Source organism: Cupriavidus phytorum, from assembly GCF_003254285.1.
GTDB classification, from domain to species: Bacteria; Pseudomonadota; Gammaproteobacteria; order Burkholderiales; family Burkholderiaceae; genus Cupriavidus; species Cupriavidus phytorum.
Window position 1 is genome coordinate 41640 of the sequence record NZ_QKZN01000017.1, and the last position, 23980, is coordinate 65619.

23 protein-coding genes and 2 riboswitches are annotated in these 23980 nt (G+C 69.2%); of the genes, 15 read left to right on the forward strand and 8 right to left on the reverse strand.

Translation table 11 applies throughout. The annotated features are described in order from the left end of the window. Positions 1–10 precede the first annotated feature (10 nt). The 4 genes from C7416_RS26760 to C7416_RS26775 all read right to left on the reverse strand — a co-directional run bounded on the left by C7416_RS26760 (position 11) and on the right by C7416_RS26775 (position 3631). Complete coding sequence (locus C7416_RS26760; protein WP_111521679.1) at positions 11–820, reverse strand: polyphosphate kinase 2 family protein; 810 nt, start codon at positions 818–820, stop codon at positions 11–13. A gap of 96 nt (positions 821–916) precedes the next feature. Further along, positions 917–1783, reverse strand: coding sequence for a diaminopimelate epimerase (dapF, locus tag C7416_RS26765; protein WP_111521680.1), 867 nt, complete (start codon positions 1781–1783; stop codon positions 917–919). A 52-nt stretch (positions 1784–1835) separates the two neighbouring features. Next, positions 1836–2729 carry a lipid A biosynthesis lauroyl acyltransferase gene (locus C7416_RS26770; protein WP_111521681.1) on the reverse strand — a complete coding sequence of 298 codons (894 nt, stop codon included), beginning with the start codon at positions 2727–2729 and terminating at the stop codon, positions 1836–1838. After that, complete coding sequence (locus tag C7416_RS26775) at positions 2726–3631, reverse strand: lysophospholipid acyltransferase family protein (protein WP_111521682.1); 906 nt, start codon at positions 3629–3631, stop codon at positions 2726–2728. The genes C7416_RS26770 and C7416_RS26775 overlap by 4 nt, the downstream gene beginning before the upstream one ends. 278 nt (positions 3632–3909) lie before the next feature. Here C7416_RS26775 and metK point away from each other — a divergent pair, with 278 nt between their 5' ends. Next, on the forward strand, positions 3910–5073 hold the full coding sequence (metK, locus tag C7416_RS26780) for a methionine adenosyltransferase (RefSeq protein WP_010813318.1): 1164 nt from the start codon (positions 3910–3912) through the stop codon (positions 5071–5073). Between the two features lie 204 nt (positions 5074–5277). After that, positions 5278–6219, forward strand: a complete 942-nt coding sequence (locus C7416_RS26785) for a Kdo hydroxylase KdoO (protein ID WP_111521683.1) — start codon at positions 5278–5280, stop codon at positions 6217–6219. Positions 6220–6243: 24 nt separating this feature from the next. Here C7416_RS26785 and C7416_RS26790 read toward each other — a convergent pair whose 3' ends face one another. Beyond that, positions 6244–7647, reverse strand: coding sequence for a coniferyl aldehyde dehydrogenase (locus C7416_RS26790; protein WP_111521684.1), 1404 nt, complete (start codon positions 7645–7647; stop codon positions 6244–6246). Between the two features lie 298 nt (positions 7648–7945). On the opposite strand from C7416_RS26790, the gene C7416_RS26795 reads away from it, so the two are divergent. Next, positions 7946–9625, forward strand: a complete 1680-nt coding sequence (locus tag C7416_RS26795) for a GMC family oxidoreductase (RefSeq protein ID WP_111521685.1) — start codon at positions 7946–7948, stop codon at positions 9623–9625. Here C7416_RS26795 and C7416_RS26800 read toward each other — a convergent pair. Continuing rightward, entirely contained in the window at positions 9622–11292 is a 1671-nt protein-coding gene (locus tag C7416_RS26800; RefSeq protein WP_111521686.1) for an acyl-CoA dehydrogenase family protein, read from the reverse strand. The genes C7416_RS26795 and C7416_RS26800 overlap by 4 nt on opposite strands. A gap of 202 nt (positions 11293–11494) precedes the next feature. After that, positions 11495–11596, forward strand: a riboswitch (TPP riboswitch). 100 nt (positions 11597–11696) lie between these two features. Here C7416_RS26800 and thiC point away from each other — a divergent pair. The 7 genes from thiC (at position 11697) to C7416_RS26835 (ending at position 18253) form a co-directional block, all read left to right on the forward strand. Next, the gene (gene thiC / locus C7416_RS26805) at positions 11697–13577 is read left to right on the forward strand and encodes a phosphomethylpyrimidine synthase ThiC (RefSeq protein WP_018004674.1); all 1881 of its coding nucleotides are present in this window, start codon (positions 11697–11699) and stop codon (positions 13575–13577) included. Between the two features lie 156 nt (positions 13578–13733). Further along, positions 13734–14936 (forward strand): FAD-dependent oxidoreductase, encoded by a 1203-nt coding sequence (locus C7416_RS26810; RefSeq protein WP_111521687.1) that lies wholly within the window; start codon positions 13734–13736, stop codon positions 14934–14936. A 12-nt stretch (positions 14937–14948) separates the two neighbouring features. Then, complete coding sequence (gene thiS / locus C7416_RS26815; protein ID WP_012351522.1) at positions 14949–15146, forward strand: sulfur carrier protein ThiS; 198 nt, start codon at positions 14949–14951, stop codon at positions 15144–15146. A gap of 4 nt (positions 15147–15150) precedes the next feature. Continuing rightward, complete coding sequence (locus tag C7416_RS26820) at positions 15151–15987, forward strand: thiazole synthase (RefSeq protein ID WP_092317760.1); 837 nt, start codon at positions 15151–15153, stop codon at positions 15985–15987. Beyond that, on the forward strand, positions 15984–17117 hold the full coding sequence (locus C7416_RS26825) for a thiamine phosphate synthase (RefSeq protein ID WP_111521688.1): 1134 nt from the start codon (positions 15984–15986) through the stop codon (positions 17115–17117). The genes C7416_RS26820 and C7416_RS26825 overlap by 4 nt, the downstream gene beginning before the upstream one ends. A 7-nt stretch (positions 17118–17124) precedes the next feature. Then, positions 17125–17631: a GNAT family N-acetyltransferase gene (locus C7416_RS26830; RefSeq protein WP_111521689.1), complete on the forward strand. Its 507-nt coding sequence runs from the start codon at positions 17125–17127 to the stop codon at positions 17629–17631. Between the two features lie 172 nt (positions 17632–17803). Further along, positions 17804–18253, forward strand: a complete 450-nt coding sequence (locus C7416_RS26835) for a PaaI family thioesterase (protein WP_111521690.1) — start codon at positions 17804–17806, stop codon at positions 18251–18253. Positions 18254–18276: 23 nt separating this feature from the next. On the opposite strand, the gene thiD is transcribed toward C7416_RS26835, so the two are convergent. Then, positions 18277–19113 (reverse strand): bifunctional hydroxymethylpyrimidine kinase/phosphomethylpyrimidine kinase, encoded by an 837-nt coding sequence (thiD, locus tag C7416_RS26840; protein ID WP_181461323.1) that lies wholly within the window; start codon positions 19111–19113, stop codon positions 18277–18279. Positions 19114–19171: 58 nt separating this feature from the next. Further along, positions 19172–19286: riboswitch (S-adenosyl-L-homocysteine riboswitch) on the forward strand. 120 nt (positions 19287–19406) lie between these two features. On the opposite strand from thiD, the gene ahcY reads away from it, so the two are divergent. The 5 genes from ahcY to C7416_RS26865 all read left to right on the forward strand — a co-directional run bounded on the left by ahcY (position 19407) and on the right by C7416_RS26865 (position 23367). After that, entirely contained in the window at positions 19407–20825 is a 1419-nt protein-coding gene (gene ahcY / locus C7416_RS26845; protein WP_111521692.1) for an adenosylhomocysteinase, read from the forward strand. An 84-nt stretch (positions 20826–20909) separates the two neighbouring features. Then, the gene (locus C7416_RS26850; protein ID WP_012351530.1) at positions 20910–21260 is read left to right on the forward strand and encodes a phage holin family protein; all 351 of its coding nucleotides are present in this window, start codon (positions 20910–20912) and stop codon (positions 21258–21260) included. Between the two features lie 40 nt (positions 21261–21300). Further along, positions 21301–22131, forward strand: a complete 831-nt coding sequence (gene metF / locus C7416_RS26855; protein WP_111521693.1) for a methylenetetrahydrofolate reductase [NAD(P)H] — start codon at positions 21301–21303, stop codon at positions 22129–22131. Positions 22132–22138: 7 nt separating this feature from the next. After that, positions 22139–22495, forward strand: a complete 357-nt coding sequence (locus C7416_RS26860) for a TfoX/Sxy family protein (RefSeq protein ID WP_111521694.1) — start codon at positions 22139–22141, stop codon at positions 22493–22495. A gap of 113 nt (positions 22496–22608) precedes the next feature. Further along, positions 22609–23367 (forward strand): Mut7-C RNAse domain-containing protein, encoded by a 759-nt coding sequence (locus C7416_RS26865; RefSeq protein ID WP_111521695.1) that lies wholly within the window; start codon positions 22609–22611, stop codon positions 23365–23367. Here the strand turns inward: C7416_RS26865 and C7416_RS26870 are convergent. Continuing rightward, positions 23364–23954, reverse strand: a complete 591-nt coding sequence (locus C7416_RS26870) for a 5-formyltetrahydrofolate cyclo-ligase (protein WP_111521696.1) — start codon at positions 23952–23954, stop codon at positions 23364–23366. The two genes, C7416_RS26865 and C7416_RS26870, sit on opposite strands and share 4 nt — an antisense overlap. Positions 23955–23980: the final 26 nt, after the last annotated feature.

A 23980-nucleotide genomic window follows, 5' to 3' on the forward strand; every position in this document is an offset into this window, starting at 1 on the left:
GCGCGCTGGCTCAGTCGACCTTGATCCTGGCCAGTTCCGTACGCGCCGGCGGATAAGCCGGCTTCAGGTCCGCGAAGACCTTGGTGATGATCTCGGCCACCATCAGGTTGCGGTGCGTCTTGGAATCGGCCGGCACCACGTACCAGGGGCAGTCGGGCGTGCTGGTGGCCATGATGGCGGCCTCGTAGGCGTCCATGTAGGCCTTCCAGTGCTTGCGCTCGGCCAGGTCCTGGGTATCGAACTTCCAGTGCTTCTCGGGATCGGCCAGGCGCGCCTCGAGCCGCGACTTCTGCTCGTCGCGCGAAATATGCAGGAAGCACTTGACGATGGTGGTGCCGGTTTCGGTCAGCATCGACTCGAATTCGCGGATCTGGCGGTAGCGCCGTTCGCATTCGGCGGCGTCGATCCAGTCGTGCACGCGCGTGATCAGCACGTCTTCGTAGTGGCTGCGATTGAACACCACGATCTCGCCCGACTTCGGCACCTGCAGGTGGATGCGCCACAGGAAATCGCGCGCCAGCTCCTCGGGCGATGGCGCCTTGAAGCCCACCACGCGGATGCCCAGCGGATCGAAGCTGCGGAACACGCCGCGCACGGTGCCGTCCTTGCCACTGGTGTCCATGCCTTGCAGCACCACCAGCAGCTTGCGGCGGTGCTCGGCATAGAAGATGTCCTGCTGCGCGTCGAGCGCGTTGCTCAACTCGATGATCCGGGCCAGGTCTTCCTCTTTCTTGCCGCATGACAGCGGCTTGCTGCCCGGGTCGAAGTCGGCAAGGCGGAATCGCTTGCCCGAGGTGATGCGGAAATCGTCCAGCGGCATGGGCGCTCCATTCGCGATGATCTGCGGGATCAGGGAATCGGGCGCCCCGGAAACTGCGCTGCAGGGAGGGGAAAAAGGGGCGCGCAGCCCCTATGGTCAGGCCGGCAGGGCCGCCAGGTCAATGCTGCCTTCGAACACGGTGGTGGCCGGGCCGGTCATGCGCACCGGTTCGGCATCGCCGTCCCAGGCAATGGTCAGCTCGCCGCCATGGGTGTGGACCCGCACCGGCGAATCCAGCAGGCCGCGCCGGATGCCGGCCACCACCGCCGCGCAGGCGCCGGTGCCGCAGGCCAGGGTTTCGCCGGCGCCGCGCTCGAAGACGCGCAGGCGGATGGCGTGGCGGTCGACTACCTGCATGAAGCCGGCGTTGACGCGGTTGGGGAAGGCCGGGTGGTGCTCGATCACCGGGCCGTCCTGCAGCACCGGAAAGTTCTCGACATCGTCCACCACCTGCACCGCGTGCGGGTTGCCCATCGACACCGCCGAGATCCATTCGGTGCGGCCGTTGACCTCGAGGCCGTACAGCGTATCGGCGCCTTCGGCATGGGTGGGCAGGCCCTGGGCGAGGAACGGCACGCGCGCCGGTTCCAGCTCGGGCGCGCCCATGTCGACCGTGACCTGGCCATCGTCCTGCAGCGTCAGCGTGATCACGCCGTTCATCACCTCGACGCGCACCGAGCGCTTGTCGGTCATGCCCTGCTCGGTGACAAAGCGCACGAAGCAGCGCGCGCCATTGCCGCAGTGCTCGACCTCGCTGCCGTCGGCATTGACGATGCGGTAGCGGAAATCGACGTCCGGGCGCGTCGGCTTCTCGACGATCAGGATCTGGTCCGCGCCGACGCCGAAATGCCGGCTGGCCAGCGCGCGCCACTGGGCCGGGGTCAGGTCGATCTGCTGGTGGATGCCGTCGAGCACGACAAAGTCGTTGCCCGCGCCATGCATCTTGGTGAACTTGAGTTTCATGGTGGGGATTGTAGCGGCGCGGCGCCGGACGTGCCGGCGCGCTCAGTAGCGCTCAGTAGATCTCGGGCTCGCCCGGCAGGCGGTGCTTGAAGCGCTTGTGGACCCAATAGTACTCAGGTATGCGCGGGCGGATGCAGTCCTCGAAGAAGGCGTTCATGCGGCGCGTGTCGTCGGTCACGCTGGCGCCGGGGTAGTCTTCCCACGCCGGCAGCACGCGCAGCACATAGCCCTGGTAGTCGGGCAGCATCTCGGTGTAGATCGGCACCACCCTGGCGCCGGTCAGGCGTGCCAGCCGCGAGACCGAGGTCAGCGTCAGCGCCTGCACGCCGAAGAACGGCACGAATTCCGAATCGCGCTCGCCGAAATCCATGTCGGCGATCAGTTGCAGCGCCTCGCCTTTCTTCAGGCAGCGCAGGATGTCGCGCGCGCTGTCGTTGCGCGAGATCATGTTGGCGCCGAAGCGCCCGCGCGCCTGCTTGAGGAAGCCGTCGAACAGCGCGTTCTTCTGCTTCGTGTAGAGCGATGCGCCGGAGCGGCCGACATGCTCGCGCAGGTGGATGGTGAGCCGGATCGCGCCGGCCTCAACGCCCGACAGGTGCAGCGTCACCAGGATGTGCGGCGTGCCATCGAGTTCGACCAGGCCGGCCTGGTCGTCGATCTGCACCCAGCGGCGCATCTGTGCCTCGCTGCCGGTCCAGAAGATGCCGCGCTCGGCAAAGCTACGGAACAGCAGGCGAAAGCTCTGGCGCGACAGCGCTTCGATCTCGGCCTCGGTGCGGTCGGGGAAGCACAGGCGCAGGTTGGCCTGCACCACCTTGCGCCGCTCGCTGGGGATGCGGTACAGCAGGCTGCCCAGCGCCTCGCCGAAGCGCGCCACGAAGGGATAGGGCAGTTTGCCCAGCACGGTCAGCAGGCCGATGCCGAGCCACGTGAACACACGGCTCATGAAGTCGATCGATCAGTCGCCGGCTCGGAATCCGTGCCCTCGGTAGCCGGCGTGTCCGGGGTGCCCGCTCCCGCGGGTTGCTTGTAGCGGTTGTAGCCCCACAGGTATTGCGTCGGGCACAGGCCCACCAGTTCTTCGATGGTGCGGTTGATGACGGCGGCCGCGGCGGCGGGATCGTCCGGCAGCATGCCGCCGTCCTCGATCACGCGCAGATGGCCGCGGTAGCCGGCGCCGCGCGGCAGCCGCTCGGCGAAGATCGCCACCACCGGCGCGCCGGTCAGCTGCTGCAGCCGGTGCACCAGCGCCATGGTGTAGGCGGGCTTTCCGAAGAACGGCGCCCAGTTGCCTTCGCCGCCGCTGGGCACCTGGTCGGGCAGGATGCCCACCGCCTGGCCGCGCTTGAGCGCCTTGACCAGCATGCGCACGCCGCGCGGCGTGGCCGGCGCCATATGCATGTCGGGCCGGGTGCGCATCTTTTCGATCCAGTCGCGCAGCCACGGCTGGTGCGGCGGCTTGAACAGCGCGGTCACCGGGCGATGCAGGGCGTGGGATTGCGGCAGCACCTCGAAGCAGCCCAGGTGCGGGGTCAGGATGATGATGCCCTTGCCGCGCGCCTGCAGCTTGGCCAGTTCGGGCCACAGGTAGTCGTCGAAGCCGTACAGCTTCGCGCCGATGCGCGAGCGGCTCCAGAAGTAGGGCATCTCGATGATCATGCGCCCGGCCGAGCGGGCGGCCTCGTCGATCATTGCCTCGGTGGCGTCGGGGAAGGCGAGCCGGAAGTTCTCGCGTAGGCGCTGGCCATAGCGGCCCGGCAGACGCGCGATCAGCAGGCCCAGCGCGCCGCCCGCGGCCTGCAGCAGCCGCAGCGGAAAACGGGAGATCAGCCAGAATAAAAAAGTCATCAGGCGCGGAAAAAGGGTCCAGGCAAGTCCGCCGCCGGGTCTGTGCCGGGATCAGACGGGCAGGCAGGCGTGGGTCCGGCATGCCGGCAAGGTGTCGTAGCGCACGCCTGTGGCGCTGCAACGACGCCTGCAGGCGCGTATAATAGCGTGTATCGCCGAGTTAACTGACAACTTGCGGGGCGATGCGGCTCTAACCGGGCTGCCTGAAATACCGCTAAAGCGTCGCCGCCATGAACCGAACAGGCTGGCACGCAATAGCCAACCTGGAGAATAAGTTCGTGGCAAACGACTTCCTTTTTACTTCGGAATCCGTCTCCGAAGGCCATCCCGACAAGGTCGCCGACCAGATTTCCGACGCCGTCCTGGACGCCATCCTGGCGCAGGACAAGTATGCGCGTGTGGCAGCTGAGACGCTTTGCAACACCGGTCTGGTGGTGCTGGCCGGGGAAATCACCACGACCGCCAACGTCGACTACATCCAGATCGCGCGCGACACTATCAAGCGCATCGGGTACGACAACACCGATTACGGCATCGACTACAAGGGCTGCGCGGTACTGGTGGCCTATGACAAGCAGTCGCCCGACATCGCCCAAGGTGTCGACCGTGCCTCGGACGACTACCTGAACCAGGGCGCCGGCGACCAGGGCCTGATGTTCGGCTACGCCTGCGACGAGACCCCGGAACTGATGCCGTTCCCGATCTACTACGCGCACCGCCTGGTCGAGCGCCAGTCGCTGCTGCGCCGCGACGGCCGCCTGCCGTGGCTGCGCCCGGACGCCAAGTCGCAGGTCACGGTGCGCTATGTCGACGGCAAGCCGCACAGCGTGGACACCGTGGTGCTATCGACCCAGCATTCGCCCGACATCACCCAGGCGCAGATCCGCGAGGCCGTGATCGAGGAGATCATCAAGCCGGTGCTGCCGGCGGAGATGCTCAAGGAAACCAAGTACCTGGTGAACCCGACCGGGCGCTTCGTGATCGGCGGACCGCAGGGCGACTGCGGCCTGACCGGGCGCAAGATTATCGTCGACACCTACGGCGGCGCCTCGCCGCACGGCGGCGGCGCGTTCTCGGGCAAGGACCCGTCCAAGGTCGACCGCTCGGCGGCCTACGCGGCGCGCTACGTGGCCAAGAACGTGGTGGCGTCGGGCCTGGCGCGGCAGTGCCAGGTGCAGGTCAGCTATGCCATCGGCGTGGCGCGGCCGATCAATGTGACGGTCTACACCGAAGGCACCGGCAAGATTCCGGACGCCAAGATTGCGGAGCTGGTGCAGGAGCATTTCGACCTGCGTCCGAAGGGTATCGTGCAGATGCTGGACCTGTTGCGCCCCATCTACGAGAAGACTGCGGCCTATGGCCACTTCGGCCGCGAAGAGCCGGAATTCTCGTGGGAAGCCACCGACAAGGCGGCTGCGCTGCGCGCCGCGGCCGGCCTGTAAGCGCCGCGCCCGCATCCGCAGTCCGGACGGCAAGCCCCGCCGGCCCATAAGGGCCCGCGGGGTTTTTTTGCGCGGGTTTGATCCTGGTCCAGCTGCTGTGCGTGACGCCGGCGCCACGGCCGGCGCACGGAGTAAAATTCCGCCACGCAATGCCGCCGTCGCGGCGGCCACCCCAAACACGGCTAACCGTTCCCAGAGGATGCCATGTCCGAAGCGCCTGTCCTTGCCCCGTCGCCCGCCGCCCGGCCGCCTGCCGCCGGCCAGCTCGACCTGATCCGTCCGCAGCCTTATACGGAGTGGGCGCCCGAGGTCACCCCCGAAGCGCGCGCCACGCTGCGCCGCGAGCTGGAGCAAGGCGCGGTACTCTACTTCCCCAACCTGAAGTTCCAGTTCCAGCCGGGCGAAGAGCGCTTCCTCGACGCCCGCTATTCCGACGGCAAGTCCAAGAACATCAACCTGCGCGCCAACGACACCGCAGTGCGCGGCGCGCAGGGCAGCCCGCAGGACCTGGCCGACCTGTACACGCTGATCCGCCGCTACGCCGACAGCAGCGAGTCGCTGATCCGCACGCTGTTCCCGGAATACATCCCCCACATGACGCGCGCCGGCACCTCGCTGCGGCCCAGCGAGATCGCCGGGCGCCCGGTCAGCTGGCGCAAGGACGACACCCGCCTGCACGTCGATTCGTTTCCGTCCAACCCGATGCTGGGCAAGCGCCTGTTGCGCGTGTTCCACAATATCGATCCGGCCGCGCCGCGCGTGTGGCGGGTGGGCGAGCCGTTCGGCGACTTTGCGCAGAAGTTCGTGCCCAAGACCCACGGCATGTGGCCGGGGCAGGCGGCGCTGATGAAGCTGCTGCATATCACCAAGCGCCGCCGGTCGGAATACGACCACCGCATGCTGCAGCTGCATGACCTGGCCAAGGGCGACCTGGACTACCAGGCCAACGTGCCGCAGCAGGAATTCCACTTCCCGCCGGGTGCGACCTGGATCGTCTTCAGCGACCAGCTGCTGCACGCCGCCATGCGCGGGCGCGCGATGATGGAGCAGACCATCTACCTGGCGCCGCAGGCAATTTCGGACCACACCCATTCGCCCGAGGCGGTGCTGTCGCGCATGCTCGGGCGGCCGATGCTGGCGTCGTGAGACGCGGCCTGCGCCGGCCCGCTCCTAACGCAGCAGCAGGCGCAGCATGGTGTCGAAGGTCTTGCCGTAAGGCGGCTTGAGCAGCCCGGCGCCGTTCAGGCTGGCCTGGTGGAACACCGGCTTCACCTTCGAAAAGGTGTCGAAGCCCGCCTGCCCGTGGTACGCGCCCATGCCGCTGGCGCCGACGCCCCCAAACGGCAGGCCGTCCTGGGCGATATGGAACAGCGTGTCGTTGACGGTAACGCCGCCGGCGACGGTCTGCCGCATCACATGGGCGATCGCGCCGCGGTCGCGCTCGAACACGTATAGCGCCAGCGGCCGCGGGCGCGCGTTGATGTAGTCCACCGCCTCGTCGAGCGTGCGGTAGGTCACCACCGGCAGCACCGGTCCGAAGATTTCCTCGCGCATCGCGGTCACGCCTGCGGGCACGTCCAGCAGCAGCACCGGCGGCAGGCGCCGCGTTTGCGCATCCGGCGGCGCCTCCGACAGCGGCACCACGGTCGCACCTTGCGCGGCGGCCTCGTCGACCAGCCCCGCCAGCCGTGCGAAATGCCGCGGGCTGATGATGCTGGTGTAGTCCGGGTTGCGCGCCAGGTCGGGATAGAGCCGGCCCACGCAGCGGCGCGCCGCGTCAACCAGTTGCCCGCGCAGGTCCTCCGGCACCAGCACATAGTCCGGCGCGATGCAGGTCTGGCCCGCGTTCATCAGCTTGCCCACCAGGATGCGCTCGACCGCGCGCTCCAGGTCGGCGCCGGCGCCGACGATGGCCGGCGACTTGCCGCCCAGCTCCAGCGTCACCGGGGTCAGGTTGGCGGCCGCCGCGCGCATCACATGGTGGCCGACCGCGGTCGAACCCGTGAACAGCAGGTGGTCGAACGGCAGCGCGGTGAAGGCGCTGGCTACTTCGGCATCGCCGTTGATCACCACGATCTCGTCCGGGGCGAAGTGCTGCGGCACCAATTGCGCGAACAGCGCCGCGAAACGCGGCGTGTATTCCGACAGCTTGACCATGGCGCGGTTGCCTGCCGCCAGTGCGCCGGCGAGCGGGCCAACGGTCAGGTACAGCGGATAGTTCCAGGGCACCACGATGCCCACCACGCCGAGCGGCTGCGGCACCAGGCGCGAGCGCCCCGGGCGGAACCAGAACCCGGTGGGCGCGCGCCGCACGCGCATCCAGCGCTTGCCGTGGCGCAGGGCGTCGTCGATGCCGGCCAGGCTGGGGAACACCTCCAGCAGCGCGGTTTCCTGGCGCGGGCGATTGGTGAAGTCGGCGTGGATCGCCGCGGCAATTTCGGCCTGGTTTTCGGTCACCAGGCGCCGCAGGCGCTGCAGGCGGTCGGCACGCATGGTCCACGCGGGCAGCTGGTCGCGCCGCGAGGCGGCATGCATCGCACCGAAGACGGACGACAGGTCGGGAACTTCTCGCATGGCTGCGCTCCAGGATTTCCGCGCACATTCGCGCACCATCGCGCAAGATAAGGCAGCGCGCCGGCCAAGACAATGGAAGCTTGCTACCAGCAAGCCGATTCAAACGCCCGTCCGGCGCGCTCGCGCGCCTCTGCGTCAAGCCCGTGCCTTTGATTGTCGCCGCCCGCTCCGGCCTTGAGCCGGCGCAGCCAGCGCCTACACTGAATCTCACGGCTTGCCATCCGCTGGACGGACAGGGCGCGCGCCGGCGCGGCCCGGCTCACGCATGCGCGCCGCCTGCGGACTCGCGGGGAGACAGATGGAAACCACCTATGACTACGTCATCGTCGGCGCGGGCTCGGCGGGCTGTGCGCTGGCGGGGCGCCTGGCCGACAGCGGCGACGACACCATTGCGCTGATCGAGGCCGGGCACCACGACCACCATGTGCTGGTGCGCACACCCGCCGGCCTGGCGGCGCTGCTGCCGCGCGCGGGGACGCGCAACTACGGCTTCCACACCGTCCCGCAGCCGGGCCTGAACGGCCGCCGCGGCTACCAGCCGCGCGGGCGCGGGCTGGGCGGCTGCTCGTCGATCAACGCCATGATCTACACGCGCGGCCGGCCCGCCGACTACGATGCCTGGGCCGACGCCGGCTGCGATGGCTGGTCCTGGGACGACGTGCTGCCGTACTTTCGCCGCGCCGAATGCAACGAGCGCCTGGCGGGTAGCGACGACGATCCGCTGCACGGCGGCAATGGCCCGCTGCATGTCAGCGACCTGCGCACGCCCAACCCGTTCGCCGAGCGCTTTATCGAGGCCGCGCAGCAGGCCGGTTATCCGCGCAACGACGATTTCAACGGCGAAGAACAGGAGGGCATCGGCTGGTACCAGGTCACGCAGCACGCGGGCGAGCGCTGGAATGCCGCGCGCGCCTACCTGCACGGCGGCAACGCGCGCGACCGTGCCTGCAACGGCGGCCGGGCGCGGCTGCGCGTGCTGACCGACACGCAGGCGCTGCGCATCGTCTTCGAAGGCCGCCACGCCGCCGGGGTGCTGGTGCAGCGTGACGGCCGCCAGCAGCTGCTGCGCGCGCGTCGCGACGTGATCGTGTGCGCGGGCACGTTCGGCTCGCCGCAGCTGCTGATGGTCTCGGGGGTCGGACCCGCCGCGCACCTGCGCGAGCATGGCATCGACGTGGTCCATGACCTGCCCGGGGTAGGCGCCAACCTGCAGGACCATCTCGACGTGGTGCTGCACAAGCGCACCGCCGTGCCCGAGCTGTTCGGGGTGTCGTTCGGCGGCGTCGCCAGGCTGCTGTCCGAAATGCTGCGCTACCGGCGCGAGCGCGCCGGCATGATGTCGAGCAACTTCGCCGAGGCCGGCGGTTTCCTGCGCAGCCACCCGGCGCTGCCCGAGCCCGACCTGCAGTTGCATTTCGTGGTCGGCCTGGCCGATGACCATATGCGCAGGCTGAATCTCGGCCATGGCTATTCCTGCCATGTCTGCCTGCTGCGGCCGCGCAGCCGCGGCGAGGTCCGGCTGGCCGCGCCCGATATCCGGCGCGCGCCGCTGATCGATCCGAAGTACCTCAGCGACGTGCGCGACCTCGACGACATGGTGGCCGGCGTGCGCATCGTGCGCAGCATCCTGGCGCAGCCGCAGCTGGCCTGCTTCGGCGGGCGCGAACTTTACACGGCCGGCCTGCGTGCCGATGGCAGCGATGATGCCGCCGTGCGCGAGCTGATCCGCGAGCGCGCCGACACCATCTACCACCCCGTCGGCACCTGCCGCATGGGCATGGATGCGATGGCGGTGGTCGACCCGCAGCTGCGCGTGCGCGGCGTGGAAGGGCTGCGCGTGGTCGATGCCTCGGTAATGCCCACGCTGGTCGGCGGCAACACCAATGCGCCCGCGATCATGATCGGCGAGCGCGCGCACGACCTGATCCGCTATGCGCCGCGGGTGATGCTGCGGGTGCTGGAGTCGATGGAGGCCTAGCCCTCGAAGCCGCGCGACGCCACCCGCCCGAGCGCGCCGGCATCCGCGTCGAGCGTGCCGAACACGCGCCCGTGCTGGCGCCCGAGCCGGCTGGCGACGAACAGCTCCGCGTGCGCGGGCTCGGCATGCGCCAGCATCAGCGCCGCCTGCGCGGTCAGCACCAGGCCCTGGGCAAAGCGGCGCGCACTGGCTTCGAGCTGGTCGGGGTTCTCGCGCAGCATGGCCTGCAGCGAGGCCAGTTCGGCGCGCACCGCCGGGTGGCCGCCGGCGCGGCGCGACAGGTCCTGCAACAGCCGCGCGCCATCGTCCGGATTGCGCTGGAGCGCGCGCAGCACGTCCAGGCACATGATGTTGCCCGAGCCTTCCCAGATCGAATTGACCGGCGCCTCGCGGTACAGCCGCGCCATCGGCCCTTCCTCGACATAGCCGTTGCCGCCCCAGACTTCCATCGCTTCGCCGGTGGCTTCGAGCGTGCGCTTGCAGACCCAGAACTTGGCCGCGGGCGTGACCACGCGTTTCCATGCAGTGGCGAGCGGGTCGGGGTTGTCGCCCTCGGCCTGCGCGAAGGCGTGGCCCAGCTCCATCATCAGCAGCGTGGCGGCTTCGGATTCCAGCGCCAGGTCCGCCAGCACGTTGCGCATCAGCGGCTGGTCGCACAGCAGGCGGCCAAAGGCGCTGCGGTGGCGCGTGTGGTGCAGTGCCTGCACGTAGGCCGCGCGCAGGATCGCGGCGCTGCCGATCACGCAGTCCAGCCGCGTGCTGGTGGCCATCTCGATGATGGTCGGGATGCCGCGGCCTTCCTCGCCGATCAGGATGCCGGTGGCGTCGCGGAACTCGACTTCGCTGCTGGCGTTGGAGCGGTTGCCGAGCTTGTCCTTGAGCCGCTGGATCTGCACCGCGTTGCGGCTGCCATCGTCGCGAAAGCGCGGCACGAAGAAGCACGACAGCGGACCGTCTTCTGCACCCATGCGCGCCACCACCAGGTGCGCGTCGCACATCGGCGCGGAAAAGAACCACTTGTGGCCGGTCAGCGCGTATTCGGCGCCACGGCCTTCGCCACGCACAGCGCGTGCCACGGTGGTGTTGGCGCGCACGTCGGAACCGCCTTGCTTCTCGGTCATGCCCATGCCGATCATGATCGCGGTCTTGTCGCGCCAGGGCAGGTCGCGCGCATCGTGTTCGGCCGCATAGAGGCGCGGTTCCAGCTCGGCAAACAGCGCGGCTTCCTTGCGCAGCACCGGGATGCTGGCAAAGGTCATGGTGGGCGGGCACAGCGAGCCCGATTCCACCTGCGCCTGCAGGAAGTACCCCGCGGTGCGCGCCGCCCAGGCGCCCGCGCGCGGCTGCGCGAAGGGCAGGGCCTGCAGCTGCTGGCTTCGCAGCAGCCCCAGCAAGGCATGCCAGGCCGGATGGAACTCGACCGTGTCGATGCGCTCGCCGGTGCGGCTGTGGGTATGCAGCTCGGGCGCATGACGGTTGGCGTCCGCGGCCCATTGCTGCACCTCCGGCTCGCCCAGGCGCGCGCCGAACTGCCGCAGCGCGCCGGCATGCCAGCCGCCGCTCAGGCGTTCCAGCGCGGCCCGCACCGTGGGATCGCTGTCGAACAGGTTGTAGTGCGCGAGATCCGGCACCTGGTTGAAGACGCGGTGGGTGGCGGCGTCGGTCATGCTGTCTCCTCGAGCGGGGCTGGGCGTTTGCTTGCATGGTAGATCACGCCGCGCGCGCATTGAGTGCACGGCGGTTCGCTTTGCGCGCATTTTTGCGATGCAGCATGCACGATTCGATACCTTTTTGCACAGCTGTGGCACCACCCGCGGTGGCCAACTGGCACTGGCGCCCACCGGTGCTCTGTGCTTAAATTCACCCCGTTGGATGAAACAGGGGTGCCGTGCGGATGGGCCGCGCGGCTGAGAGAGTCCCTTCGAACCCGATCCGGTTAGTACCGGCGTGGGAAGTTTCAGCAAGACCAAGCCTCTAGTCCCACCGGGACTCGCTACCTCGGCCACAAGCCAGGCGGCGCTCACAGGGCTCCTGGTTTCGTCCACCCCGCAAGAGAGAGAGGACGACACCCATGGCCCGTACTGCCCCCGCTGCATCCTTCGAATCGCTCGAAAGCGATCTCGACCAGAAATTCGCCTACCCGGCTTCGAGCAAGACCTACCTGACCGGCAGCCGCCCGGACATCCGCGTGCCGCTGCGCACCATCCTGCAGACTTCCACGCGCACGGAAAAGGGCGAGATGCCCAATCCGCCGATCCCGGTGTACGACACCTCGGGCCCGTACAGCGATCCGGACGTGCATATCGACCTGAAGGCTGGCCTGCCGCCGGTGCGCGCCAAGTGGATCGAAGAGCGCGGCGACACCGAGGTGCTGCCCGGCCTGTCGTCGGAATACGGCCGCGACCGCGCCAACGACCCCGCCACCGCGCACCTGCGCTTCGCCCAGCTGACCAACCCGCGCCGCGCCAAGGCCGGTGCCAACGTGTCGCAGATGCACTATGCGCGCAAGGGCATCATCACGCCTGAAATGGAATACGTGGCGCTGCGCGAGTCGCTGAACCTGCAGGCGCTGTACGACAAGCCCGAATACAAGGCGCTGCTGCGCCAGCATCCCGGCAACGCGCTGGGCGCCGGCCTGCCGCTGCGTCCGGAAGACATCACGCCGGAATTCGTGCGCCAGGAAATCGCCTCGGGCCGCGCCATCATTCCCGCCAACATCAACCACACCGAGCTGGAGCCGATGGCGATCGGGCGCAATTTCCGCGTCAAGATCAACGGCAACCTCGGCAACTCGGCGGTGACTTCGTCGCTCGCCGAGGAAGTGGAAAAGATGGTGTGGTCGATCCGCTGGGGCGCCGACACCATCATGGACCTGTCCACCGGCAAGCATATCCACGAAACCCGTGAATGGATCCTGCGCAATTCGCCGGTGCCGATCGGCACGGTGCCGATCTACCAGGCGCTGGACAAGACCGGCGGCATCGCCGAGGACCTGACCTGGGAGATGTTCCGCGACACGCTGATCGAGCAGGCCGAGCAGGGCGTGGACTACTTCACCATCCACGCCGGCGTGCTGCTGCGCTACGTGCCGCTGACCGCCGACCGCGTTACCGGCATCGTCTCGCGCGGCGGTTCGATCATGGCCAAGTGGTGCCTGGCGCACCACAAGGAAAACTTCCTGTACACGCACTTCGACGAGATCTGCGAGATCATGAAGGCCTATGACGTGTCGTTCAGCCTCGGCGACGGCCTGCGTCCCGGCTGCATCGCCGACTCCAACGACGAGGCCCAGTTCGGCGAGCTGCGCACGCTGGGCGAGCTGACCGCCAAGGCGTGGAAGCACGACGTGCAGGTGATGATCGAGGGCCCGGGCCACGTGCCGCTGCAGCGCATCCAGGCCAACATGGACGAAGAACTCAAGCATTGCTACGAGGCGCCGTTCTACACCCTGGGACCGCTGGTGACCGACATCGCCCCCGGCTACGACCACATCACCAGCGGCATCGGCGCGGCCAATATCGGCTGGATGGGCACGGCCATGCTGTGCTACGTCACGCCCAAGGAGCACCTGGGCCTGCCGGACAAGGAAGATGTGCGCGAGGGCATCATCACCTACAAGATCGCCGCCCACGCCGCGGATCTTGCCAAGGGCTGGCCGGGCGCGCAGCTGCGCGACAACGCGCTGTCCAAGGCGCGCTTCGAGTTCCGCTGGGAAGACCAGTTCAACCTGGGCCTCGACCCGGAACGCGCGCGTTCGTACCACGACGCCACGCTGCCGGCCGAGGGCGCCAAGATCGCCCACTTCTGCTCGATGTGCGGGCCGAAGTTCTGCTCGATGAAGATCACGCAGGAAGTGCGCGACTACGCGGCCTCGCTGCCCAAGGAAGCGCAGCAGGGCATGGAAGAGAAGTCGATCGAGTTCCTGAAGAAGGGCAGCAAGATCTACTCGTAAGGCAGTCGCTGAAACCCTGCCGAAGTCACGGCAGGACGGGCATGGCCTCGCAAGCCATGCCCGCGCAAGATCCGCCGCCGCGCAGCGCCCCGCGCGGCGGCACCGATAACAAGGAGGCCGGACGCGGCCGCATGGCGCGTCCGGCACAACACCCTCATGACAGCAGTGCAGTCGTTTGACGTCGCCATCCTCGGGGCCGGCCTTGCCGGCCGCCTGGCCGCCTGGTTGCTGGTCCGCGGCGGCGCCCGCGTGGCGCTGGTGGAGCGGGCCGGCCCGGACGGCGCGGGCTCGGCCGCCTACGTGGCCGCGGCCATGCTGGCGCCGCTGGCCGAGTCGGCCATCGCCGAGCGCCGCATCGTCGACCTTGGCATCGCCAGCGTCGACCTGTGGCGCGCCTGGCTGGCCGAGCTGGCCGAGCCGGTCTTCTTCCAGGAAGACGGCACGCTGGTGGTCTGGCATGCGCGCGACCGCGCGGAGATGTCGCTGTTCACCAGCCGCGTGCGCGCGGTGGCGCCGCCGGAGCTGGTGGCGCAGCGGCTGCGCGCGCTCGACGGCAAGGGCGTGGGCGAGGTCGAGCCGGCGCTGGCGGGCCGCTTCCCGCAGGGACTGCTGCTGGCCGGCGAAGGCCAGCTCGACAACCGCGGCGCGTTGCGCGCGCTGCTGTCGTGCGCGGTCAGCGAGGGCGTGCATTGCGTGTGGGAGGCGGGCGAGGTCGATGCCGGCTCGCTGCCCCAGCTTGGCATCCACGCCGACGTGGTGCTGGACTGCCGCGGCCTGGGCGCACGCAGCGCGTGGCCGGCGCAGCCGGGCCAGAGCGGGCAGCACGGTCAGCCCGGACTGCGCGGGCTGCGCGGCGAAGTGGTGCGCGTGCATGCGCCCGACGTCAGGCTGCACCGTCCGGTGCGCCTGCTGCATCCACGCTATCCGATCTATATCGCGCCCAAGCCCAACGACCTGTATGTGATCGGCGCCACCGAGCTGGAAAGCGAGGACGATTCGCCGATGAGCGTGCGCTCCGCGCTGGAACTGCTGTCGGCGGCACATTCGCTGCACCCGGCCTTCGGCGAGGCGCGCGTGCTGGAACTGAACGTGCAGCGCCGCCCGACCCGCCCCGACCACCTGCCGGCGATCCGCGTCGACCAGCGCGCGCGCGTGGTGCGCGTCAACGGCCTGTACCGCCACGGCTTCCTGATCGCCCCGGCGGTGACCGAGGCCGCGTGCGCGGTGGTGGGCGCGCTGCTCAACGGCGATCCCGCCGCGCATGCCGTGCCTGCCGCGCTGCGCTGGCCCGGTATGATCGAGGCGGTGACCGAAGCGCCGGCGCCCATCGTTGGCGCGCGCTCCGGCACGCTGCATTAATGCAAGACTGACATGGATATCCTGCTCAACGGCCGACCGCTCGCCCTTGCCGAATCCGCCACGCTGGCGGATGCGGTGAGCGCGGCGCAGATCGCGCCCCCCTTTGCCGCGGCGGTCAACGGCCAGTTCGTGCCGCGCGCCGCGCACGCCAACACCCCTCTTGCGGCCGGCGACCGCATCGACCTCGTGCAACCCGTGACGGGAGGCTGACCCCATGACCTTCGAACCTTCCGCAACCTTGCGCGACCCGTTCGTGCTGTATGGCGAGTCGTTCGGCTCGCGCCTGCTGCTCGGCACCGCGCGCTATCCGTCCCCGGCCACGCTGGAAGCGGCCGTGCAGGCCTCCGCCCCGGCCATGATTACGGTCGCGCTGCGCCGCCAGGGCGCGGTCGGCGATGGCGAGGGCGGCCAGGCGTTCTGGCAGATGCTCAAGGCGCTGAACGTGCCGGTGCTGCCCAACACCGCTGGCTGCTTCACCGCGCAGGAGGTCATCACCACCGCGATGATGGCGCGCGAGGTGTTCGAGACGCCGTGGATCAAGCTCGAGCTGATCGGCGACGACTACACCCTGCAGCCCGACACGCTCAACCTGCCGGCCGTGGCCGAGACCCTGATCAAGGAGGGCTTCAAGGTGCTGCCGTACTGCACCGAGGACCTGGTGCTGTGCCGCCGCCTGCTCGACGTCGGCTGCCAGGCGCTGATGCCGTGGGCCGCGCCGATCGGCACCGGCCGCGGCGCGGTCAACCCGCACGCGATGCGGGTGCTGCGCGAGCGCCTGCCGGATACCCCGCTGATCGTCGATGCCGGCCTGGGCCTGCCGTCGCATGCGGCGCAGGTGCTGGAGTGGGGCTACGACGGCGTGCTGCTCAACACCGCGGTGGCGCAGGCCGCCTACCCGGTCGACATGGCGCGCGCCTTCGCCCAGGCCGTGGCCGCGGGCCGCACCGCCTACCTGGCCGGGCCGATGCCCGAGCGCGAAGTCGCGCAGGCCAGCACCCCGGTGGTGGGCATGCCGTTCTGGCACGCGGACGACACGGAGCAGCGCGCATGACCCGCCGCGCCGTGCACGCCCCCAGCGACGGCCCGCTGCGCCAGGCGGTGCTGGAACACTATGGCGACACCTTCGGCGTCGACGACAAGCCGTGGCAGGCCTGGCACCTGCAGGACGCGCCGGCGCAGCCCGGCGCCCACGACGTGCTGCTGTCCGACGGCGAAGCCGATGCCGACACCATCGCGCGCGTGGCCGCAGCCGGGGCCACGCTGATCGAGACCGACCGCGAAGGCGGCCAGTGGATCGACACCGTGCGCTCGCCGATGGGCACCTGGGTGTTCTCGGTCGCCGCGGATAGCGACCAGCCGCATTCGCCCGCCTTCGTCGCGGTGCTGCTGGCCTGCCTGTCGCTGCATTTCCCGGCCCACGATGCGCTGTGCCTGGCGCGCGCCTGGGCGCCGGGCTCGGCCGACTGGCCGTCCGACTTCGCGCGTTTCCCGCATGTGCGCCACGCCGCGCTGGTGGCGCCCGAGCAGACCGTTGCGCCGTTCGCGCCATGCCCCGCGCTGGGCCTGTACGTGGTGGTGCCGAACGCCGACTGGATCGAGCGCCTGGCGCCGCTGAACGTGCCCACGCTGCAGCTGCGCTTCAAGTCCGGCGACGCCGCCGCGGTGCGCGCGGAAATTGCGCGCGCGGCCAGGGCCATGCAGGGCTCGTCGTCGCGCCTGTTCATCAACGACCACTGGCAGGCGGCGCTCGACCATCACGCCGCCCATGGCGCGCACAGCGGCATCTACGGCATCCACCTGGGCCAGGAAGACCTGGACGACGCCGACCTCGACGCGATCCGCGCATCCGGGCTGCGGCTGGGCGTGTCCACGCACGGTTACGCCGAGATGCTGCGCGTGGCCGCGATCCGCCCCAGCTACCTGGCGCTGGGCGCGATTTTCCCGACCACCACCAAGGTGATGCCGACCCAGCCGCAGGGCATGGGGCGCTTCCGTGCGTATGCGAAGCTGATGCAGCCGGTGATCCCGTCGCTGGTCGGCATCGGCGGCGTCAATGCGTCGAATATGCGCGAAGTGCTCGCCGTGGGCGTCGGCAGCGCCGCGGTGGTGCGCGCCGTCACCGAGGCCGACGACGTGCCGGCCGCGGTGGCCCGCCTGGTCAGCCTGTTCCCGGCCGGCTGAGCGCGCCGTGGCCGCCCCGCGCATCCGCCTGGCGGCCGTGGAAGACCTGCCGCGTCTGCCGGACATCGAGCTGGCCGCCGCCGCGCTGTTCCCGGAAGGCGACCTGCCGGCGCTGCTGCGGCTGGTCAGCACGCCTGAAGCGGCACTGGCCGCGGCGCAGCGCGAAGGGCGCCTGTGGGTCGCCGAGCATGGCGGCGAAGTCGCCGGCTTCGCGCTGGCCAGCCGCCATGGCGCCTGCGGCTATCTCGAGGAGATGGACGTGCATCCCGACCATGGCCGGCGCGGCATCGGGCGCGCGCTGGTCGGCACCGTGCAGGACTGGGCGCGTGCCGGCGGACTGCGCTCGCTGGGCCTGACCACGTTCGCGCACCTGCGCTGGAATGCGCCGTTCTATGCGTCGATGGGATTCCGGCAGCTGCAGGACAGCGAGCTGTGCCCGTTGCTGTCGCAGGCGCTGGCGGCGCAGCGCGCGGCGGGGCTGCGGCAGCGCGTGGCGATGCGGCAGACTCTCTGAGCCAAATGTTGTCTCCCCTCTCCCTTTGGGAGAGGGGAGCAAACCGCCGCTGGAGACGGTCATCGCGTTGCCAAAGATTTGTGCGACATTCGCCCAGCCCCCGGAACCGATGCAAGACCCGCCGCTATGATGTCGGGCAGCATTCCCTGCCAACCACCCAGCCGCGCCCACCATGTCGACCCAGCCCCCCGCCATCATCCCCGCCGCCCCCGGCACGCCTGAAAAGCCCTACTTCGGCATCGACGTGCCGCTGATGCGCTATTTCGGCCTGCAGCCGGAGCTGATCGAAGAGGGCTACTGCCGCACGCGCCTGCCGGCGCATCCGCAGCTGGTGAACAGCCGCGGCGATGTGCATGGCGGCACGCTGATGGCGACGCTCGACTTCACCCTGAGCGGTGCCGCGCGCTCGCATGCGCCGACGGAAACCGGCGTGATCACCATCGACATGTCGACCCATTTCCTCGCCGCCGCGCGCGGCGAGCTGACGCTGGAAGCGCGCTGCCTGCGCCGCGGCGCGCGCATTGCGTTCTGCGAGGGCGAAGTGAAGGATGCCGACGGCAACGTGGTGTGCGTGGCGCGCGCCGCGTTCAAGCTGGTGCCGTTGTCCAGCGGCGGCAACTGAGTGCTGCCTGAACCGCCCGCCGCTCAGCCGAGCGCGCGCGGTGCGAAGGCGTGGTTCAGCGGACCGTTGCCGCCGCCCAGCCGCAATCCCGCGCCGGCCGCGATGGCGTGCGCCACATAATCCAGCGCGGTCCCGACCGCCGCTTCCAGCGCATCGCCGCGCGCCAGCTGCGACGCGATCGCCGCCGCCAGCGTGCAGCCGGTGCCGTGCAGGTTGCGGGTCTCGACGCGCGGGTGCGTGAACACGCGCACGCTTCCGTCCCTGAGCATCAGCATGTCGTCCAGCCCGCCGGCGACGCCCGCCGCGCCATCGTCTTCCAGGTGACCGCCCTTGAGCAGCACGGCCGGGCAGCCCAGCGCGATCAGGTCGGTGGCGGCCTGTTCCATGTCGGCGCGGCGCGCGATCCTGCGGCCCAGCAGGTAGGAGGCCTCGGGCAGGTTGGGCGTGACCAGCAGCGCGCGCGGGAACAGCAGCCGCACCATGGCCTGCGTGGTGGCGTCGTCGGACAGCGTCGCGCCCGAGGTCGAGATCATCACCGGGTCCACCACCAGCTTGCGGATGCCGTGCCGGTCCGCCGCCGCGGCCACGGCCTCGACGATGGCGGCGGTGCCCAGCATGCCGGTCTTGGCCGCGTCCACGCCGATATCGCCGGCGACCGCGTCGATCTGCGCGGCCACCATGTCGGCCGGGATCGCATGCACGCCGGTCACGCCCAGCGTGTTCTGCGCAGTGATCGCGGTGATCGCGCTCATGCCGAAGCAGCCGAGCGCGGAAAAGGTCTTCAGGTCGGCCTGGATGCCGGCGCCGCCGCCGGAGTCGGAGCCGGCGATGGTCAGGGTGCGGGGTGGCGTTGGAATCATCTGTGCGGAAATCAAGGAGGGCCGGTGCGCAAGGCCTCCGGGCACGCTACAATACCGCCACTCCGAGGAGCGTTGCAACGGATGGAGGCCCGCGAAGCACATCGCGCGGCCGGCGGCACAGCCGCCCCAGCCATCCGCCAGGCTCGGACTGTCTTCAACGGCGCTCGCTGATCCGTGGTCCGCACGGAAGCGAGTCGACCTATCCGCGTGCTTCGCATGAGCCCGAGCGCCATGCACGCCCGCCAGATCCCCGTACTCGTCAACTGCGTGCCACTCTTCACCGGGAGTGAAACATGAACGCTGTGACCGACCTGAAGCAGGACTACCTCGTCGCCGACATCAACCTGGCCGGCTGGGGCCGCAAGGAAATCGCCATTGCCGAGACCGAGATGCCCGGCCTGATGGCTATCCGCGACGAGTTCGCCGCCGCGCAGCCGCTCAAGGGCGCGCGCATCGCCGGCTCGCTGCACATGACGATCCAGACCGCCGTGCTGATCGAGACGCTCAAGGCGCTGGGCGCCGACGTGCGCTGGGCCTCGTGCAATATCTTCTCGACGCAGGACCACGCCGCCGCCGCGATCGCCGCGGGCGGCACGCCCGTGTTCGCCTTCAAGGGCGAATCGCTGAAGGAATACTGGGACTTCACGCACCGCATCTTCGACTGGTCTGACGGTGGCACCCCCAACATGATCCTCGACGACGGCGGCGACGCCACGCTGCTGCTGCACCTGGGCGCGCGCGCGGAGAAGGACGCTTCGGTGATCGCCAACCCGGGCAGCGAGGAAGAAACCTTCCTGTTCGCCGCGATCAAGGAAAAGCTGGCCAAGGACCCCAGCTGGTACAGCCGCAACCTGGCAGCCATCCGCGGCGTGACCGAGGAAACCACCACTGGCGTGCACCGCCTGTACCAGATGGCGCAGAAGGGCGAACTGCGCTTCCCCGCGATCAACGTCAACGACTCGGTCACCAAGAGCAAGTTCGACAACCTGTACGGCTGCCGCGAATCGCTGGTCGACGGCATCAAGCGCGCCACCGACGTGATGATCGCCGGCAAGATCGCCGTGGTCGCCGGCTACGGCGACGTGGGCAAGGGCAGCGCGCAGGCACTGCGCGCGCTGTCGGCGCAGGTGTGGGTCACCGAGATCGATCCGATCTGCGCGCTGCAGGCCGCGATGGAAGGCTACCGCGTGGTCACCATGGACTACGCCGCCGAGCATGGCGATATCTTCGTCACCTGCACCGGCAACTACCACGTCATCACCCATGAGCACATGGCGAAGATGAAGGACCAGGCCATCGTCTGCAATATCGGCCACTTCGACAACGAGATCGACATCGCCTCGATCGAGAAGTACGAGTGGGACGAGATCAAGCCGCAGGTCGACCATGTGAAATTCCCCGACGGCAAGAAGCTGATCATCCTGGCCAAGGGCCGCCTGGTGAACCTGGGCTGCGCCACCGGCCACCCGTCGTACGTGATGAGCAGCTCGTTCGCCAACCAGACCATCGCGCAGATCGAGCTCTGGCAGGAGCGCGACAGCGGCAAGTACCCGGTCGGCGTCTACACGCTGCCCAAGCACCTGGACGAGAAGGTCGCGCGCCTGCAGCTGCGCAAGCTGAACGCGCAGCTGACCGAGCTGACCGAGCAGCAGGCCGCATACATCGGCGTGAAGAAGGAAGGCCCGTACAAGGCGGATCACTACCGCTATTGATGCGCGCAGGAAGGTAGGAACTTCCCTCTCCCGCTTGCGGGAGAGGGAAGCAGCCCCCGCTATTGAGCCAACCAAGGAACCGTCATGAGACTACTGGTCGTCTGGATCATCAACGCCGTCGCGCTGTTCGTGTTGCCGTACATCATCCCGTCGATCCACATCAAGAGCTTTGGCTCGGCGATGCTGGCGGCGCTGGTGCTGGGCCTGGTCAATACGCTGATCCGTCCGATCCTGGTGATCCTGACGCTGCCGGTCACGCTGCTGACGCTGGGGCTGTTTATCTTCGTCATCAACGCGCTGCTGTTCCTGTTCGTCGGCAACCTGCTGTCGGGCTTTACCGTCGGCGGCTTCTGGGCGGCCTTGCTGGGCTCGATCCTGTACAGCGTGATCTCGTGGCTGCTGGCCAGCCTGCTGCTGGGCAACCGCGACGACTGACCTTATTCCGCGCGCGGCGGCAACGCGGCGCGCCACCATCATGCAAGACCGCTACTTCAGCTTTGAATTCTTCCCGCCCAAGACGGCGGAGGGCACCGAGAAGCTGCGCAACACGCGCGCGCAGCTGGCACCGCTCAAGCCCAAGTACATCTCGGTGACGTTCGGCGCCGGCGGCACCACGCAGCAGGGCACGCTCGACGCCGTGCTGGAAATCCAGCGCGAAGGCATCGAGGCCGCGCCGCACCTGTCGTGCGTGGGCTCGTCGCGCGAAAGCATCCGCGCGATCCTGCAGCAGTACCGCGACGGCGGCATCCGCCATATCGTCGCGCTGCGCGGCGACATGCCGTCGGGCATGGGCGAGATCGGCGAGTTCCGCTACGCCAACGAGCTGGTCGAGTTCATCCGCGCCGAGACCGGCGACTGGTTCAATATCGAAGTCGCGGCGTACCCCGAATACCACCCGCAGGCGAAATCGCCGCGCCATGATCTCGACAACTTCGTGCGCAAGGTCAGGGCTGGCGCCGACTCGGCGATCACGCAGTACTTCTACAACGCCGACGCGTATTTCCGCTTCGTCGACGATGTGCGCGCGCTCGGCGTCGAGGTGCCGATCGTGCCGGGCATCATGCCGATCACCAACTACTCGCAGCTGATGCGCTTCTCGGAGATGTGCGGCGCCGAAGTGCCGCGCTGGGTGGCCAAGCGGCTGGAGAGCTTCGGCGACGACCGCGAGTCGATCCGCGCCTTCGGGCTGGACGTGGTCACCGCGCTGTGCGAGCGGCTGCTGGCCGCGGGCGTGCCGGGGCTGCATTTCTATACGCTCAACGCGGCCGGCGCGACCAAGGCGATCTGGCAGCGGCTGAAGCTGTAATCCGGCAATGGCCACGCGCCGCCCCGACCCTTTCATCGAACACCTGCTCGAACTGATGGGGCCGCTGGCGGCGCGCATCGGCCCGGTGACGGCGAAACGGATGTTCGGCGGCCACGGCCTGTTCTACGACGGGCTGATGTTCGCGCTGGTGTCGGGCGGCACCTGCTACCTGAAGGCGGACGAAGCCACGCGCGCCAGGTTCGAGGCCGAGGGCAGCGAGCCGTTCCGCTATCAGGGCGCCAAGCGCGAGGTCACCATGCGCCACTACCTCAGCCTGCCGCCCGCGGCGCTGGAGTCGCCGGCGGCGATGACGCCGTGGGCCAAGCTGGCGGTGGAGGCGGCGCTGCGGCTGGGGAATGCGTAGGCAGTTCGACTGCCAAGGGTTTGCTCCCCTCTCCCGCGCGCGGGAGAGGGGAGCTTACTGCAAGCGTGTACGGTGCTGCCACGCTCTACCCGATCGGTGCCATACTCGCCTCCATGGTCACCGCCACCTTCCGCTTCTACGAGGAACTGAACGACTTCCTCGCGCCGGACCAGCGCCGGCGCGACCTGGCGTGCGTGTGTGCGCGCGCGGCCACGGTCAAGCACATGATCGAGGCGCTGGGCGTGCCGCATACCGAGGTCGAGCTGATCCTGGTCAACGGCGAGTCGAGCGGATTCGAGCGGCAGCTGCGTGATGGCGACCGGGTCTCGGTCTATCCCAAGTTCGAGCGGATCGACGTGTCGCCGCTGCTGCGGGTACGCGAGCAGCCGCTGCGCGTGATGCGCTTTGTCGCCGATGCCCACCTGGGCGGACTGGCGCATCTGCTGCGCATGACCGGCTTCGACACGCTCTACGACAACCATTTCGAAGACAGCAAGATCGAGCGCATCGCGGTCGACGAGGGCCGCATCGTGCTGACGCGCGACCGCGAGCTGCTCAAGCGGCGCGGCATCACGCACGGCTGCTATGTGCGCGCGCTCAAGTCGCGCCAGCAGGTGCGCGAGATCTTCGCGCGGCTGGACCTGGCGCGCAGCGCCCGGCCGTTTTCGCTGTGCCTGGACTGCAATGCGCCGCTGCGCGCGCTGGATCCGGCCGGCGCGGCCGGACGCGTGCCGGACGGCGTGCTCGCGCGCCATCGCAGCTTCGTCACCTGCGACCGCTGCCTGCGGGTGTTCTGGGAAGGTTCGCACTGGCGCTGCATGCGCGCGCTGGTCGACGAGCTGGTGCAGGGCGCCGGGCCCGCTCCGGACTAGAACGCGCCCGACTCCGTCACGATCCAGTCCATGGCGATGTCGTGCGGCTGCGCCTGCAGCGCGATGCGGCAGGCGTCGTAGCCGATGCCGATGGCGACCGGCGGTTGCGCCATCGCCGCCAGGGTGCGGTCGTAGAAACCACCGCCGTAGCCCAGGCGGAACTTGTCCGGGCTGAAACCGACACAGGGAATGATCAGCGCATCCGGCATGGCGGCCTCGGTGCCGTCGGGCACCGGGATGCCGTAGTGGCCGGTGGCCATGGGCGTATCCGGCGTCCACAGGTGGAAATCCAGCGGCGCGCCGGGGCGGCTGACCGAGGGCAGCGCGGCATGGCGGCCGGGCACGGCGGCGAGCCACTGCGTCACCGCGGAGCGCGCGTCGAACTCCTGCTGGATCGGCCAGTAGAAGCCCAGGCAGCGCACCGCCAGGCCCGCCAGCAATTCGGACAGCGCGGCGGCGATGCGGGCATCGGCTGCGGCGCGCGCGGGCAGGGCGGCGCGCTGCGCCAGCAGTTGCGCGCGCAGTGCGCGGCGCTGGTCGGCAGGGATGGGGCCGGGGGTGGGTCTAGTCGCAGGAATGGAAGACATGGCGTGGGATAATGCCCTCGTCCGAA

Bases quoted from the DNA above. Each gene is read 5' to 3' on its own strand.
- C7416_RS26760 (WP_111521679.1), bottom strand. From the start codon at position 820: ATGCCGCTGGACGATTTCCGCATCACCTCGGGCAAGCGATTCCGCCTT.
- dapF (WP_111521680.1), bottom strand. From the start codon at position 1,783: ATGAAACTCAAGTTCACCAAGATGCATGGCGCGGGCAACGACTTTGTC.
- C7416_RS26770 (WP_111521681.1), bottom strand. From the start codon at position 2,729: ATGAGCCGTGTGTTCACGTGGCTCGGCATCGGCCTGCTGACCGTGCTG.
- C7416_RS26775 (WP_111521682.1), bottom strand. From the start codon at position 3,631: ATGACTTTTTTATTCTGGCTGATCTCCCGTTTTCCGCTGCGGCTGCTG.
- C7416_RS26785 (WP_111521683.1), top strand. From the start codon at position 5,278: ATGTCCGAAGCGCCTGTCCTTGCCCCGTCGCCCGCCGCCCGGCCGCCT.
- C7416_RS26790 (WP_111521684.1), bottom strand. From the start codon at position 7,647: ATGCGAGAAGTTCCCGACCTGTCGTCCGTCTTCGGTGCGATGCATGCC.
- C7416_RS26795 (WP_111521685.1), top strand. From the start codon at position 7,946: ATGGAAACCACCTATGACTACGTCATCGTCGGCGCGGGCTCGGCGGGC.
- C7416_RS26800 (WP_111521686.1), bottom strand. From the start codon at position 11,292: ATGACCGACGCCGCCACCCACCGCGTCTTCAACCAGGTGCCGGATCTC.
- thiC (WP_018004674.1), top strand. From the start codon at position 11,697: ATGGCCCGTACTGCCCCCGCTGCATCCTTCGAATCGCTCGAAAGCGAT.
- C7416_RS26810 (WP_111521687.1), top strand. From the start codon at position 13,734: ATGACAGCAGTGCAGTCGTTTGACGTCGCCATCCTCGGGGCCGGCCTT.
- thiS (WP_012351522.1), top strand. From the start codon at position 14,949: ATGGATATCCTGCTCAACGGCCGACCGCTCGCCCTTGCCGAATCCGCC.
- C7416_RS26820 (WP_092317760.1), top strand. From the start codon at position 15,151: ATGACCTTCGAACCTTCCGCAACCTTGCGCGACCCGTTCGTGCTGTAT.
- C7416_RS26825 (WP_111521688.1), top strand. From the start codon at position 15,984: ATGACCCGCCGCGCCGTGCACGCCCCCAGCGACGGCCCGCTGCGCCAG.
- C7416_RS26835 (WP_111521690.1), top strand. From the start codon at position 17,804: ATGTCGACCCAGCCCCCCGCCATCATCCCCGCCGCCCCCGGCACGCCT.
- thiD (WP_181461323.1), bottom strand. From the start codon at position 19,113: ATGATTCCAACGCCACCCCGCACCCTGACCATCGCCGGCTCCGACTCC.
- ahcY (WP_111521692.1), top strand. From the start codon at position 19,407: ATGAACGCTGTGACCGACCTGAAGCAGGACTACCTCGTCGCCGACATC.
- C7416_RS26850 (WP_012351530.1), top strand. From the start codon at position 20,910: ATGAGACTACTGGTCGTCTGGATCATCAACGCCGTCGCGCTGTTCGTG.
- metF (WP_111521693.1), top strand. From the start codon at position 21,301: ATGCAAGACCGCTACTTCAGCTTTGAATTCTTCCCGCCCAAGACGGCG.
- C7416_RS26860 (WP_111521694.1), top strand. From the start codon at position 22,139: ATGGCCACGCGCCGCCCCGACCCTTTCATCGAACACCTGCTCGAACTG.
- C7416_RS26865 (WP_111521695.1), top strand. From the start codon at position 22,609: ATGGTCACCGCCACCTTCCGCTTCTACGAGGAACTGAACGACTTCCTC.
- C7416_RS26870 (WP_111521696.1), bottom strand. From the start codon at position 23,954: ATGTCTTCCATTCCTGCGACTAGACCCACCCCCGGCCCCATCCCTGCC.